At 74.9% G+C, this 13,701-nt stretch carries 14 protein-coding genes; 9 read left to right on the top strand and 5 right to left on the bottom strand.

Features of this window, described 5'->3' with window-relative positions:
* Positions 1-33: 33 nt before the first annotated feature.
* Positions 34-1,074 carry a TIGR03560 family F420-dependent LLM class oxidoreductase gene (locus tag CLV34_RS03595; RefSeq protein WP_100349206.1) on the bottom strand — a complete coding sequence of 347 codons (1,041 nt, stop codon included), beginning with the start codon at positions 1,072-1,074 and terminating at the stop codon, positions 34-36.
* A 125-nt stretch (positions 1,075-1,199) separates the two neighbouring features.
* On the opposite strand from CLV34_RS03595, the gene CLV34_RS03590 reads away from it, so the two are divergent.
* The 7 genes from CLV34_RS03590 (at position 1,200) to rimI (ending at position 7,845) form a co-directional block, all read left to right on the top strand.
* Positions 1,200-2,075 carry a hypothetical protein gene (locus CLV34_RS03590; RefSeq protein WP_157803680.1) on the top strand — a complete coding sequence of 292 codons (876 nt, stop codon included), beginning with the start codon at positions 1,200-1,202 and terminating at the stop codon, positions 2,073-2,075.
* A gap of 35 nt (positions 2,076-2,110) precedes the next feature.
* Positions 2,111-3,712, top strand: coding sequence for an NAD(P)H-hydrate epimerase (locus tag CLV34_RS03585; RefSeq protein WP_100348824.1), 1,602 nt, complete (start codon positions 2,111-2,113; stop codon positions 3,710-3,712).
* Positions 3,713-3,741: 29 nt separating this feature from the next.
* Positions 3,742-4,806 (top strand): pseudouridine synthase, encoded by a 1,065-nt coding sequence (locus tag CLV34_RS03580; RefSeq protein ID WP_100348823.1) that lies wholly within the window; start codon positions 3,742-3,744, stop codon positions 4,804-4,806.
* 80 nt (positions 4,807-4,886) lie between these two features.
* Positions 4,887-6,050, top strand: coding sequence for an alanine racemase (alr, locus tag CLV34_RS03575; protein ID WP_245859004.1), 1,164 nt, complete (start codon positions 4,887-4,889; stop codon positions 6,048-6,050).
* The gene (gene tsaE / locus CLV34_RS03570; protein WP_100348821.1) at positions 6,047-6,595 is read left to right on the top strand and encodes a tRNA (adenosine(37)-N6)-threonylcarbamoyltransferase complex ATPase subunit type 1 TsaE; all 549 of its coding nucleotides are present in this window, start codon (positions 6,047-6,049) and stop codon (positions 6,593-6,595) included. The genes alr and tsaE overlap by 4 nt, the downstream gene beginning before the upstream one ends.
* A gap of 2 nt (positions 6,596-6,597) precedes the next feature.
* A complete protein-coding gene (gene tsaB / locus CLV34_RS03565) occupies positions 6,598-7,326 on the top strand; it encodes a tRNA (adenosine(37)-N6)-threonylcarbamoyltransferase complex dimerization subunit type 1 TsaB (protein ID WP_100349205.1) in 729 nt (242 codons plus the stop codon).
* 12 nt (positions 7,327-7,338) lie between these two features.
* A complete protein-coding gene (rimI, locus tag CLV34_RS03560; protein ID WP_245858951.1) occupies positions 7,339-7,845 on the top strand; it encodes a ribosomal protein S18-alanine N-acetyltransferase in 507 nt (168 codons plus the stop codon).
* Positions 7,846-7,944: 99 nt separating this feature from the next.
* On the opposite strand, the gene CLV34_RS03555 is transcribed toward rimI, so the two are convergent.
* Positions 7,945-8,595 carry a malonic semialdehyde reductase gene (locus tag CLV34_RS03555; RefSeq protein WP_100348819.1) on the bottom strand — a complete coding sequence of 217 codons (651 nt, stop codon included), beginning with the start codon at positions 8,593-8,595 and terminating at the stop codon, positions 7,945-7,947.
* Positions 8,596-8,685: 90 nt separating this feature from the next.
* On the opposite strand from CLV34_RS03555, the gene CLV34_RS03550 reads away from it, so the two are divergent.
* Positions 8,686-9,552 (top strand): nucleotidyltransferase domain-containing protein, encoded by an 867-nt coding sequence (locus CLV34_RS03550; RefSeq protein WP_100348818.1) that lies wholly within the window; start codon positions 8,686-8,688, stop codon positions 9,550-9,552.
* 30 nt (positions 9,553-9,582) lie between these two features.
* Positions 9,583-10,638, top strand: coding sequence for a tRNA (adenosine(37)-N6)-threonylcarbamoyltransferase complex transferase subunit TsaD (tsaD, locus tag CLV34_RS03545; RefSeq protein WP_100348817.1), 1,056 nt, complete (start codon positions 9,583-9,585; stop codon positions 10,636-10,638).
* Positions 10,639-10,663: 25 nt separating this feature from the next.
* Here the strand turns inward: tsaD and CLV34_RS03540 are convergent, their stop codons facing one another.
* The 3 genes from CLV34_RS03540 to CLV34_RS03530 form a co-directional block, all read right to left on the bottom strand.
* Entirely contained in the window at positions 10,664-11,101 is a 438-nt protein-coding gene (locus CLV34_RS03540; RefSeq protein ID WP_100348816.1) for a YdeI/OmpD-associated family protein, read from the bottom strand.
* A 60-nt stretch (positions 11,102-11,161) separates the two neighbouring features.
* Positions 11,162-12,298 carry a glutamate--cysteine ligase gene (locus CLV34_RS03535; protein ID WP_245858950.1) on the bottom strand — a complete coding sequence of 379 codons (1,137 nt, stop codon included), beginning with the start codon at positions 12,296-12,298 and terminating at the stop codon, positions 11,162-11,164.
* 72 nt (positions 12,299-12,370) lie between these two features.
* Positions 12,371-13,636, bottom strand: coding sequence for a class I SAM-dependent methyltransferase (locus CLV34_RS03530; protein WP_100348814.1), 1,266 nt, complete (start codon positions 13,634-13,636; stop codon positions 12,371-12,373).
* Between the last annotated feature and the right edge of the window lie 65 nt (positions 13,637-13,701).

The following is a 13,701-nucleotide window of genomic DNA, read 5'->3' as shown; positions in this document are numbered from 1 at the left end:
GGCGGGTGAGTCGGGGCGGGTGCGACGTCGCCGTCAGAGGAACGCCGGGACGACCTCGCGCTCGAAGAGCTCCACGCCGCTGCGGTCGTAGGCGATGCCGGGGAAGTACGCGATGAGGTACTCGAGCCCCAGGCCCCTGAGCTCGGCGATGCGCTCCGAGACCTGCTCGACCGTGCCGGTCAGAGGTGCGCCGCGCAGGTCCGCGACCTCGCGCTCGGCGGCGTCCTCGGAGACCGTCTTGCGGTAGTGCTCGCCGACCCACCGCAGCCGGTCCTCGACGTCGGCCTGCGTCTCGCCGATCACGACGTTGAAGTTCCCGGACCGGGTGATGGTGCCGAAGTCGCGGCCGAGGTCGGTGCAGTGCCGTGCCAGCACCTCGGACTTGTGCTTGAAGGTCTCCGCGTCGCCGCCGAAGTTCGTGTACTGGGCCCACTGCGCGGCGATCCGCAGGGTCTTCTTCTCGCCACCGCCCGCGATCCACAGGGGGATGCTCGGCCCGGTGTCGTCCCCGGCCGCGTGCTGGAGCGGCTGCGGGTAACAGAGCGCTCCGTCGACCTGATAGACGGAGCCGTCGAGCGTCGCGGCGCCCGTGCGCCACATCTGCGCCATGATGTCGACGCCCTCCTCGAGGGCCTTCAGGCGCTCGCCCGCGGACGGGAACCCGTAGCCGTAGGCGCGCCACTCGTGCTCGTACCAGCCGGCGCCGATCCCCATCTCCACGCGCCCGCCGGACACGATGTCGGCGGTCGTGGCGACCTTCGCGAGGTAGGCGGGGTTGCGGTAGGCCATGCAGGTGCACATCTGGCCGAGACGGACCCGGTCCGTCGAGGCGGCGAACGCGTTGACGAGCGACCACGCCTCGTGGGTGGCCTCGTGGACGGGCTCCGGCACGGTGTGGAAGTGGTCGTAGACCCAGATCGACTCCCACGCGTGCGCCGCACCGGGCAGGCCCTCGCCCGCGAACGCCGTGTCGGCATGGCGCGCGATCGACCGCATCACCTCCCACTGGTCCGCGGGATCGATCCCGGTGAGGTCCTGCCGCCAGCCCTGAGGTACGAAGAGTCCGAATCGCATGCTCCCGACGGTACCGCCGTCCCCGTGCACGTGCCGTCCGCGTGCTGGTCGAGGGGGTGCCTCCGGGCACGGTCGGTGCATAGACTGCCGGCGCCGCGGACCCTCCGCGGCACGGGGGGAGCAGCATGAAGAGGTTCGTTCGTCGCACGGTCGCCGCAGTGGCGGCCTTCTCGGCGCTCGCCGCCGTCGTCCCGGCAGCGGCCCAGGCCGCACCGAGCCGGTACGACGAGTACTACCACTACATGGACACGGGGAAGGCTGCGATCCCGTACCACGACACCCGCTGGGTGCCGCAAGGGATGACGAAGTGGGGCGAGAACGACCTCGTCATCGCCTACTACGACCGCTATCACACGCAGAAGAGCATCATCTCGATCATCGACCGGGCCTCCGGCAGGTACGTCAAGATGTTCCACCTCGACACGACGGCGCACGTCGGCGGCCTCGCCATGACGTCGAAGTACCTGTGGGTCAGCGAGGACGGCCACCTGCGCCGGTACCTGCGTTCGGCCCTGTCGGGCACGAGCGGCAGGACGCTGACCACGCAGGCCCGCATCGCGGTCGCCGGCAAGGCGTCGTACGCGTTCGCGGAGGGCGAGTACGTGTGGGTGGGGACGTTCAACGCCGAGCACCGCGACTGGATGTACGAGTACCGGGTCGGCAGCACGGGCGGCCTGACGTACGTGCAGAAGAAGTACACGCCGTCGCAGGTCCAGGGCGTCGTCGTGACGAGCAGCCGGATCGTGTGGGCGACGTCGTACGGCCGTGACAACGACAGCCACCTCGTCGCGTGGCCGCGCTCGACGACGTACAACGGGTCGTCGAAGATCGGCAACTGGGTGACCGCCCCGAACATGGCCGAGGGCATGGTCATCGCGGGCGGGCAGCTCCAGGTCGTGTACGAGTCGTCGTCGGACGCGTACAACGGGACGGCCGACGGCAACGCGGCCGACTACATCATCCGGAGCGTGCACCACGGGTCGATTCCTTCGCTGCCGTAGTGCGGGACGCGGCCGGCTGCGGTGAGGTTGACGTCATGACCGAGTCGTTCGCCGCCGCAGATGTCCGTGCCGCCGAGGAGCCGCTGCTGGCCGAAGGCCGCCCGCTCATGGAGCGGGCGGCCTTCGCGCTCGCGCTCCGGGTCGTGTCGCTCGTGCGCGCGCGACGCGGGAGTCTCGGCGGCGCGCGGGTGCTGCTGCTCGTCGGCTCCGGGAGCAACGGTGGTGACGCCCTGTTCGCGGGCGCCGCGCTGCGTCGACGCGGGGTGGCGGTCGACGCGCTCGCGCTCGCCGCACGGGTGCACGAGCCGGGCCGCACGGCGTTCGAGCGCGCGGGCGGGCGCCTGGACGGCGCCACCGGTGCGGACCTCCGTGACGGCACGGCGCCGACCGACGCCACCGACGGCGCGGCACGGGCGGCGGAGCACGCGGTGACCTACGACGTGGTGGTCGACGCGCTCGTCGGGACCGGTGCGCGCGGGGGGCTGCGCGAGCCCGCTGCGGGGTTCGTGGCCCGGCTCGACGACCTGCTGCACGCTCGGTCGGCTCGGGAGCGGCCCGTGGTGGTCGCAGTCGACGTGCCGTCCGGCGTGGGGGTCGACGACGGCACGCTCCCCGGCCCGTCGCTCGCCGCGGACGTCACCGTGACGTTCGGCGTCGCGAAGCACTGCCTGCTGCTGCCGCCCGCGGCGTCGCGGGCGGGTGAGGTCCACGTCGCCGACATCGGGCTCGGGCGCGTCCGCGGGCACGGGAGGGCGGTCCGTCGTCTCGACGGCGAGGACGTCGCCGCGTCGTGGCCGTCTCCGACGGCGAGCGACCAGAAGTACTCGCGTGGCGTCCTGGGGATCGTGGCGGGGTCGACGCGGTTCCCGGGCGCGGCGGTGCTCGCGTCGTCGGGCGCGGTGCGTGCGGGCGTCGGGATGGTCCGGTACGTGGGCCCCGAGCCGGTGGCCCGTGAGGTGCTCGCCGCACGCCCCGAGGTGGTCCCGGCGGAGGGACGCGTGCAGGCGTGGGCCGTCGGCCCCGGACTCCCCGGTGCGGGGGACGACGACCTGCCGGACGACGTCGTCGAGCAGCACCGGCACGTGCGCGCGGTCCTCGCCGCCGCGGCCGGTCGGCTCGGGGCGGACGTCGGCGGGCGGCGGGTGCCGGTGGTGGTCGACGCCGGTGCGCTGACGCTGCTCCCGGAGCGCGTGCCGCCGACCGTGGTGCTCACCCCGCACGCCGGCGAGCTGGCGGCGCTGCTGCGCGCCCGGGGCGAGGACGTCGACCGGACGGCCGTCGAGGCGGAGCCGCTGCGCCACGCGGCGCGTGCGCACGAGCTCACGGGCGCGACCGTGCTGCTCAAGGGCGCGGTGACGATCGTCGTGGGGCGAGGCGTCGTGTGGTCGCAGGCGGACGGCCCGGCGTGGCTCGCGACCGCCGGTGCCGGGGACGTCCTGACGGGCGTGCTCGGCGCGCTGCTCGCCGCGCGCTCCGCGGAGGCGCTCGCGGACGACACGCTGCCCGCGCGGCTCGCGGCCGTCGCGGCGAGCGTCCACGGCCGGGCGGCGCACGCCGCGAACCCGGGCGGCCCGGTGGCCGCGCTCGACGTCGCGCACGCCGTCCCGGGCGTCGTCGCGGGGCTGCTGCGCGGCTGACGCGCGGTGCTGCCGCGCTACGGTGTGGTGTGCCCCGCAGCAAGACCCCCGCCCCGCTGCCCGTGCGCGACGGGCTGAACCCCACCCGGCTGCGGCTCCCCGACAACGTGCCCGGCGCGCCGACGTGGGCGACCGTCCTCGACTACCTGATCGGGCGCTTCCCCGACGACGCGGCGCGGCTGCGCGAGAAGGTCGACGGTGGCGAGGTCGTCCTCGGCGACGGGTCGGCCGTCACGCCGGAGACGCCGTTCCGGCACCAGGAGCTCGTGTACCTGTACCGCGACCCGCCGGTCGAGCCCGCGCTGGACCTGCGGTGCGAGGTGCTGCACCACGACGACGACCTGCTCGTCGTCGACAAGCCGCACTTCCTCGCGACGATCCCGCGGGGGTCGTACATCGCGCGGTCGGCGCTCGTGCAGCTGCGCCGTGAGCTCGACCTGCCCGAGCTCACCCCGATCCACCGGCTCGACCGCGTCACCGCCGGGGTCGTGATCTTCACGACCCGGGCGGAGGTCCGCCGCCCGTACCACCGGCTGCTCGACGACCGGGCCCTGCACAAGGAGTACGCGGCCGTCGCGTCCGTCCGGGACGACCTGGACCTCCCGGCGACGGTCCGTTCTCGCATCGTCAAGGAGCGCGGCGTGGTGCGGGCGCAGGAGGTCGCCGGGGAGCCCAACGCGGAGTCCCGGGTCGAGCTCCTCGACGTCGCGGACGACCCCCGGCGCGGCCCGCTCGGGCTCTACCGCCTCACGCCGCGGACGGGCAAGACGCACCAGCTCCGGCTCCACATGCAGCGCCTCGGGGTGCCGATCGTCGACGACCCCTTCTACCCCGAGCTCCGGGGCGTCGACCCGGACGACCACTCCGCACCGCTGCAGCTCCTCGCACGGGCCGTCGAGCTCACGGACCCGCTGTCGGGGGAGCGGCGACGCTTCGTGTCGCGGCGCACCCTCGCGGCGTGGCCGGGCCGCTGGCCGGACGGTTGGGACCGGGACGCGTCCGAGGCCGCCGCCGCCGAACCCGGTGCGGTCCTCCACGAGCCCGCCGCCGGGAGCGGCCGCACCGGGGCGGGGTGGGAGGATGGTCCGTCGTGAGCGACTTCGAGCGGGCAGCGACCGCCGCGGGAACCCTCGCCGGGCCTCCCGCCGGCGACGGGTACCCGTCCCGGGCCGTCGTGGACCTCGCCGCGATCCGCGCCAACGTCGTCGAGCTCGCGCGCCGTGCAGGGTCGGCGGAGGTCATGGCGGTCGTCAAGGCTGACGCGTACGGGCACGGTCTCGTCCCGTCGGCGCGGGCGGCGCTCGCGGGCGGTGCGACGTGGCTCGGGGTCGCGCAGGCGTCGGAGGCCCTGGCGCTGCGCGCCGCCGGCGTCGGCCCGGACGACGCCCGGGTGCTGGCCTGGCTGCTCGTCCCCGGGTCCCCCTTCGCGGACCTCGTGGCGGCCGACGTGGACGTGTCGCTCGCCGCGTCGTGGGCTGTCGACGAGGTCGTCGCGGCCGCGCGGACGACGGGTCGCACGGCGCGGGTGCACGTCGAGGTCGAGACGGGGCTGGGCCGGGGCGGCGTCGTGCCCGCGGACCTGGACGGGCTCCTGGCGGCGCTGCGGAGCGCGGAGGCCGAGGGTGCGCTGCGGGTCGTCGGCGTGTGGTCGCACCTCGCGCTGGCGGACGTCCCCGGGGATCCGGTGAACGACCTGCAGCGCCGCAGCTTCGACGAGGCCGTCGCGCGTGTGGAGCGCGCCGGGTGCGTGCTCGAGGTCCGGCACCTCGCGAACTCGGCCGCCACGGTCACCGCTCCCGGCCTGCACTACGACCTGGTCCGTCCGGGCATCGCGGTCTACGGGCTCTCGCCCGTGCCCGAGCTCGCGTCCGCCCACGACCTCGGTCTCGTCCCCGCGATGACCCTCGAGGCGCGGCTCGCCCTCGTGAAGCCCGTCGCGGCGGGCCAGGGCGTGTCCTACGGCCACCTGTACACGACGGAGCGCGCCACCCGGCTCGGCGTCGTGCCGCTCGGGTACGGCGACGGGATCCCGCGGCACGCGTCGGGCGGGTCGGCGGGCCCGGGCGGGCCGTTGCTCGTCGGCACCGGCGACGGGGCGCGCCTGCTGCGGGTCGCGGGACGGGTGTGCATGGACCAGGTCGTCGTCGACCTCGGCCCGGACGCGAGCGAGCGTGCGGGCGACGTCGTGCGGCTCTTCGGGCCCGACGCCGCTGGCCCGACCGCGCAGGACTGGGCCGACGCCGCCGGAACCATCAGCTATGAGATCACCACGCGCCTCGGCGCCCGCGTCCCGCGGGTCCACGTGGGCGCACCGACCGGAGGGACCGACCCGGCATGACCGCCACCCGCAGCTTCACCGTCGACCTGACCGACGCCGACGCCACCCGGGCGTTCGGGCGCGCCCTCGCGGGCGTCCTGCGGGCGGGCGACCTCGTCGTCCTGACCGGCGACCTCGGGGCGGGCAAGACGACGCTCACCCAGGGCCTGGGCGCCGGGCTCGGCGTCCGGGGGCAGGTGGCGTCGCCGACGTTCATCATCGCGCGGGAGCACCCGTCCGAGGTGGACGGCCCGCACCTCGTCCACGTGGACGCCTACCGCCTCGGGTCGCTCGACGAGGTCGACGCGCTCGACCTCGACACGAGCCTCGACGAGGCCGTCACCGTGGTCGAGTGGGGCGAGGGGCTCGTCGAACAGCTCGCGGACGACCGCCTCGAGGTGCGCCTGGAGCGCCCGCACGGCGGGCTGCCTGCGGTGGACGGTGACAGCGCAGGGGCGGACGAGGACGCGCCGGGCGCGGAGGTCGGCGTCCGGCACGTGACGGTCGTCGCAGTCGGCGAACGCTGGGACGGCGTCGCGCTGCCCGGCGACGGCCTAGGCTGGTGACCGTGGCAGTCCTGGCAGTCGACACGTCCGCGGCGGTGACCGTCGCCCTGGTGGGCGAGGGTGGTGAGCGGCTCGCGGCGCGCAGCGTCGACGAGCAGCGCCGGCACGCCGAGCTCCTCGCACCGATGATCGAGGAGGTGCTCGCCGAGTCCGGGACCGACCGGTCGGACCTCACCGCGGTCGTCGCCGGGACCGGCCCCGCGCCCTTCACCGGCCTGCGGGTCGGGCTCGTCACGGCCCGGACGTTCGCACTCGCGCTCGGCGTCCCGGTGCTGGGCGTGCCGAGCCTCGACGCGATCGCCGCGGAGGCGGTGTCGGCGCTGGGTCTCGCACCCGACGCCGAGGTGCTCGTCACCGCGGACGCGCGCCGCCGCGAGGTGTACTGGGCGCGCTACCGCGTCGTCGCGCACGAGGGCCCGCACGCGGTGCCCGTGCTCGAGACGGTCGCCGGGCCGGAGGTGGGCGCCGCCGCGGCGGTCGTCGAGGCGGGCCACGCGGCCGGAGCGGTCGTCGTCGGCAGGGGCGCGGCGCTGTACCCGGAGCTGGCCGCCGCCGGCCTGCCCGTCGGTGACGACGGGTCGGGTGACGCGCCCGTCGTCCCCGACGCTGTCGTCCTCGCCCGCCTCGCGCTCGCGCGCCGTGCCGCGGGAGTCGACCAGCCGGGCGAGCCGCTGTACCTGCGCCGTCCGGACGCCCAGGTGCCCGCGGGCGCCAAGCGCGTGACGGCCTGAGGACCGGCCGTGGTGAGCACCGGGATCCGACCGCTGCGGGCGGCCGACCTCCCGCGGGTCGTCGAGCTCGAGGTCGAGCTGTTCGGCCGGGGTGCGTGGACCTACGGCATGGTCGCCGAGGAGCTCGGTGCGCTCGGTCGTTGGTACGTGGCCGCGGAGCCGAAGGTGCTGGGCGCTGCGGGGCCGCAGCCCCTCGTGGGTTACGCGGGGCTCTGGTTCGACGGGGACGTCACGCAGATCATGACGATCGGGGTCGACCCGGCCGTCCAGCACCAGGGTGTCGGCTCGCAGCTCCTCGAGGCGCTGGTCGAGAGGTCGCGGGCGCTGCGGGCGTCGGCCGTGCTGCTCGAGGTGCGCGTGGACAACGACCCGGCGTTGCGGCTGTACGCGAAGTACGGCTTCGAGCAGCTCGGGATCCGCAAGCGGTACTACCAGCCCGAGAACGTCGACGCGTACACGATGCGCCTCGACCTCGGGGCCCCGGTCGCCGGCGGAGGCACCACCACGGCGAGGCCATGAGCCGCTGAGCCACGGCGGAGGGCCCCGTCCCGACGGTTGACGTCGGGGCGGGGCCCTCCGAGGTCCGGGTGTGTGACCCGGGAGCGCTGCTGGTCGGGATCAGACCGTGGCGCTCACGACGTCGTAGCCGAGGCGCGCCTGGCGGGGGCGGTGCGCACCCTCGGCGGCGGGGACGCCGACGTTGACGACGACGAGCGACTTCCAGCCGCTCTCGTCGAAGAACTCGCCGTCGACACCTGCGGCGTCGAAGCCGGTCATCGGGCCGACACCGAGCCCGGCGGCGCGCAGACCGACGAGGAGGTAGCCGATCTGGATGAGGCCCGAGGTGCGGGCCATGCCGTCACGCATCTCGGTGAGCGGCTCGAAGTTGGCCTCCGCGTCGGCGACGAACGGTGCGAGCGTGCCGAGGTGGCGGTGGAAGCCGGGGTCGGCCGCCGCGACGATCGTGACGGGTGCCGCGAGCACGCGGTCGCGGTTGCCCTCGGCCATGTGCGCGGCGAGGCGCTGCTTGGCCTCGGGCGTGCGCACCACCAGCAGGCGCAGCGGCAGCGAGTTCATCGCGGTGGGGGCCCAGCGGACGAGGTCCCAGACGGCACGGAGCTGCTCGTCGCTGACGGGCTGGTCGGCGAAGGCGTTGGTGGTGTGCGCCTCGCGGAACAGGAGGTCCGCGGCGGCAGGGTCGATCGCGAGCGCGCTCTCCAGCTCGATCTCGTCGAGGGTGGCGTCGATGTCGGGGGTCTCAAGGCTCATACCTCGGTCAACAGTCACATCGTCAATCATCCTTCCCGGCGCGACCGTGACGTCCACCACACGGCGCGAGCGGTCGCGTAGGGTCCGGCCATGCCGCCCGACGCCCCGCCCCACGCCCCGGCGCCCCTTCCCGGTGAGGCCGACGACACGTGGCGCGCGCTGTCCGCCCGGCTGACCGTCATCCCCGGAGTCGTCGGGGTGGTGCTGGGCGGCAGCCGCGCCCGGGGCGACGCCCTGCCGTCGTCGGACGTCGACCTGGGTCTGTACGTCGACGAGTCCCTGGACCTGCGGCGGCTCGAAGACCTGGCTCGCGACGTCGCCGGTCCCGACGCGGTGGTCGGCGCGCGCGGCGGCTGGGGGCCGTGGGTCGACGGCGGTGCCTGGCTGTCCGTGGACGGTGTCGCCGTCGACTGGATCTACCGGGACGTCGGACGCGTGCGGCAGGCCGTGTCGGACGCCGTCGACGGCCGCGCGGCCTGGCACGTGCAGCCCGGGCACCCGCTGGGGTTCCTCGACGTCGCCTACGCGGGCGAGCTGGCGTCCGGGGGGGTGCTCGCGGACCCGTCCGGGGTGCTCGGCGCCCTGCGATCCGCACTCGACCCCTTCCCCGCGGCGCTGGCGGAGACGCTCGCCGACGGGACGTGGGAGGCGTCCTTCCTCGTCGAGGGAGCGCTCAAGGGGGCGCGACGTGGCGACAGCGCGTACGTCGCAGGCTGCCTCTTCCGCGCCTTCGGCGTCTGCGCGCACGCGCTGCTCGGCCGTGCCGGCCAGTGGGCGACGAACGACAAGGGCCTGGTCGCCCGCGCGGGCTCGGCCGCGACCGCGCCCGACGGCTGGGCCGCCGAGGTCCACACGCTCCTCGCACGGCCCGGGTCGACGCCGGACGACCTGGCCGCCACGCTCACACGAGCGCGTGCGCTCGTCGACGCCGCGCGCGAGGCCGTCGGTCGGGGTTGACGGGCGCCCGCCGCCGCTACCCTGGACACCATGCCTGACGCGTCCACCGCCCCCCTTGTCCTCGGCATCGAGACGTCCTGCGACGAGACGGGCGTCGCGCTGGTGCGCGGCGACCAGCTCCTCGTCGACGCGGTCGCGAGCTCGATGGACGAGCACGCACGCTTCGGCGGCATCATCCCCGAGGTCGCGAGCCGCGCCCACCTGGAGGCCATGGTCCCCACGATCGAGCGGGCGCTCGGCACGGCCGACGTGGACCTGTCCGAGGTCGACGCGATCGCCGTCACGGCGGGTCCCGGCCTGGTCGGTCCGCTGACCATCGGCGCGTCCGCAGCCAAGTCGCTCGCCCTCGCGCTGAACAAGCCGCTGTACGGGGTGAACCACGTGGTGGGCCACGCGGCCGTCGACGCTCTCGTCGACGGTCCCTTCCCGGAGCGCTTCATGGCGCTCGTGGTCTCGGGCGGGCACAGCTCGCTCCTGCTCGTCGACGACATCGCGACCGACGTCACCGAGCTGGGCTCGACGCTCGACGACGCGGCGGGCGAGGCGTTCGACAAGGTCGGCCGGCTGCTCGGCCTGCCGTACCCGGGCGGTCCGCACATCGACCGGCTCGCCCGCGAGGGCGACCCGAGAGCCATCCGCTTCCCCCGCGGACTGACGGCCGCGAAGGACCAGGAGAAGCACGCGTACGACTTCTCGTTCTCGGGCCTCAAGACGGCGGTCGCGCGGTGGGTCGAGACGCGTCGTGACGCCGGCGAGGAGATCCCGCTGAACGACGTCGCGGCGTCGTTCGCCGAGGCGGTCGCGGACGTCCTGACCGCCAAGACGATCGCGGCGTGCCACCGCCACGGCGTGGACACCCTCGTCGTCGGGGGCGGGTTCTCCGCGAACTCCCAGCTGCGCGAGATGGCTGCGGCGCGCTGCGCGGCCGAGGGCATCACCGTCCGCATCCCCCCGATCCGCTACTGCACGGACAACGGCGCCATGATCGCGGCGCTCGGGTCGGCGGTCGTGGCGGCCGGTGTCGCACCGTCGCGCCTCGACATCGGCGTCGACTCGTCGATGCCGCTCACGACCGTCACGGTCTGACCGGACGGACTCCTCGACGCTGCGGTCACGAGTCGCCGAGCGACCCGACGACCTTGCCGATCCGCCGCTCCCGGGTCGCGGCGGCCTTCGCCTCGGTGACGGACCGGACGTGCTCCTTGCGGGCGGAGAAGGAGAGGGCGTCGAAGGCGTCGCGCACGCCCCCGGTCGCGAGCGCCGCCGCGAGGTCGTCCGGCACCTCGACCGTGCGGGGCTGCGCGTCGAGCTCGACCGTGACGTCGTGCTCCTCGCCGCCCTCGACGTGCGCCTCGGCACGGATCGCCGCCGAGACCGGCACCAGGTAGCGGCCCTTCATCCGGGCGACCGTGGAGCGGTACGTGAACCCGTTGAGGGTGACGGAGACCGGTGGCCGTCCGCCGGCGCCGAGCGCCTGGACTACCTCGTCGGGTACCTCGATGCCGACGTTGCGACCGTCGAGCAGCAGGGTGGTGCGGAACGTCGGCATGCCGTCACGGTAACCACGACCGGAGGCTCGCGCGCGGCCTCGCGGGCGTCCGGCGGCGCCTCAGAGCGGGCGACCCTCCCGCATCTCGGCGACGAGCGACGCGACGACGGCGTCGAGCTCGCCGCCCGCCCGCCGCGCCACGGCCCGCTGCCGCTGGTAGGACGCGCCCTTGCGCAGGATCGTCCGGACGCCGTCGAGGTCGTCGGAGCAGCCGAGACGCTCGGCCGTGGGCTCGAGGTCGCGCAGCAGCCTCGCGACCGAGTCGGTCACGAGCTCCTCGTTGCCCTGCTCGTCGAGGATGATGATCGCGTCCATGCCGTAGCGGGCCGACCGCCACTTGTTCTCCTGGACGAACCAGGTGGGCAGGACGGGCAGGTCGCGGCCCTCGTCGAGCATCGTCGAGAAGTGCTCGACGAGGCAGTGGGTGAGCGCGGCGATCGAGCGCAGCTCGGTGATGTTCGTGATGCCGTCGCAGATGCGCGACTCGAGGGTGCCGAAGCGCGGTGACGGGCGCAGGTCCCACCGGACCTCGTCGAAGGCGTCGATCACGCCGGTGTGGATCATGTCGGCGACGTACTGCTCGAGCTGGGACCACTCGTCGAACTGGTAGGGCAGGCCGGCCGTGGGGAGCTGCTGGAACATCAGCGCGCGGTTGGACGCGTACGCGGTGTCCTTGCCGCCCCAGAACGGCGACGACGCAGACAGCGACTGCAGGTGCGCGAACCGCGTGAGCATGGCGCGCTGGATCGGCAGCACCTTGGCGCGGTCCTCGATCCCGACGTGCACGTGCACGCCGTAGATGAGCATCTGGCGTCCCCACCACTGCGTGCGGTCGATGAGGGTGTTGTACCGCTCCTTGTCGGTGACCTTCTGGTGGTCCCAGCGTGCGAAGGGGTGCGTGCCGGCGCACATCAGCTCGACGCGCAGCGGGTCGGTGACCTCGCGGATCTCGGCGACGGCTCGCTCGAGGTCGTCCGCCGCCTCGCCGACGGTCCGCCCGACGCCGGAGACCACCTCGACCGTGTTGAGCAGCAGCTCCTGGACGATGCTGGGGTGCTTCTCGGCACCGTCGGGGCGCACGGCGTCGAGCACGGTCTGGGCGACCTGGCGCAGGTCGCCGGAGTCCTTGTCGACGAGCGCGAGCTCCCACTCGATGCCGACCGTCGAGCGGTCCGACCGGGCGAACGGCAGTTCCATGGCGCACATGCTTCCACGGACGCGGCCCCTGACGCGCAGCCAAGGCCCTTCCCGGTGCCCGCCGGGCGCGGCTCAGCCGGCGTCGGGCGTCGCCGGCTCGACGACGACGACGCTCTGCCTCCCGGCGACCCGGGTGAGCACGACGGTGGCCTCGGCGTCGCCGCGCAGGTCGAGGCGGCGCCGCAGCTCCTCGGGGACGACGGCGGTGCCGCGCTTCTTGATGGTGAGCCGGCCGACCCCGCGGGCGCGGAGGTATGCCTTGAGGGGCTTGAGGCCGAACGGCATCACGTCGAGGACGCGGTACGAGGTCGCGACGGGTGCCCCCGCGGGCAGCTCCCCGGCCGGGGTCCAGGCGGGTGGCACCGCGAGGCCGGGCGGCGCGGGGGAGTCGGCGGTGACGTACGCGATCGTCGGGTCGAGCAGGCGCCCGCCCAGGGCGTGCGCGACGGGGGCGACCAGGCCCGCGCGGATCACGGCACCGTCCGGCTCGTGGAGGTATGCGCCGAGCGGCCCGACCTCCGCGGGGTCGTCGCCGGGATCGGCGCGGACGTCCCGCGCGAGGACCCGCCCGTCGCCCGTCGACCGGAGTACGAGCGCGGTCCGGCCGGGGCCGTCGGGCGCGAGCGGCCCGAACCAGAGCGCGGCCTCCACGACGTCGCCGTCGACGGACACCCACTGCGTCTCGGCGTCGTCGGGCAGGCCGGCGTGCGCGATCCCCGGACCGACCTTGATCCCGACGGCGGGGACGGTCCCGCGGACGTCCCACACGGCGTCCAGGGGCGGCGCGTAGGCGCGGGGGTCGAGCACGCGGCTGCCGCCGCGGCGGCGCGCGGGGTCCGCGTAGACGCCGTCGACACCTTCGGCCACGAGGTCGAGGGAGAGGCCGTCGGCGCACCGCACCTGCGCCTCGGGGAAGGCCCGCAGGTTGGCGGTGGCGAGCCGCGCGGTGACGGGGTCGAGGTCGGTGGCGAGCACGCGCAGCCCGACGCCGGCGAACGCGAGGGAGTCGGCGCCGATGCCGCAGGTGAGGTCGGCGACCCGTTCGACCCCGGCGGCGAGGTAGCGGCGGGCGTGCCGCACCGCGACGACGAGCCGGGTGGCCTGCTCGAGGCCGTCGACGGTGAGATAGAGGTCGTCGGCGAAGGGCCCGAGCTTGCCGCGCGCCCGAGCGCGGAGCCGCGACTGGGTGAGCGCTGCGGCGGCGAGCGCGGGGTCGACGCCGTCGTCGCGCAGCCGCTGGGCGAGCGCCATGGCACGGTCCTCGTCGTACGGGGGGAGGCTCGCGAGGAGCGCCTCTCCGGCCGGGGTGAGGAGGGCGTCGGCCGTCGCGAGGTCCATGACTCGATCCTCGCACGGCGCCGCACCGGGTGGCTGGCACTCGATCATGCCGAGTGCTAACTTGG

The organism is Luteimicrobium subarcticum (assembly GCF_002798015.1).
Classification (GTDB): domain Bacteria; phylum Actinomycetota; class Actinomycetes; order Actinomycetales; family Cellulomonadaceae; genus Luteimicrobium; species Luteimicrobium subarcticum.
The sequence above is the reverse complement of the archived record's forward strand: the minus strand, read 5'-3'. Positions and strand labels throughout refer to the sequence as shown.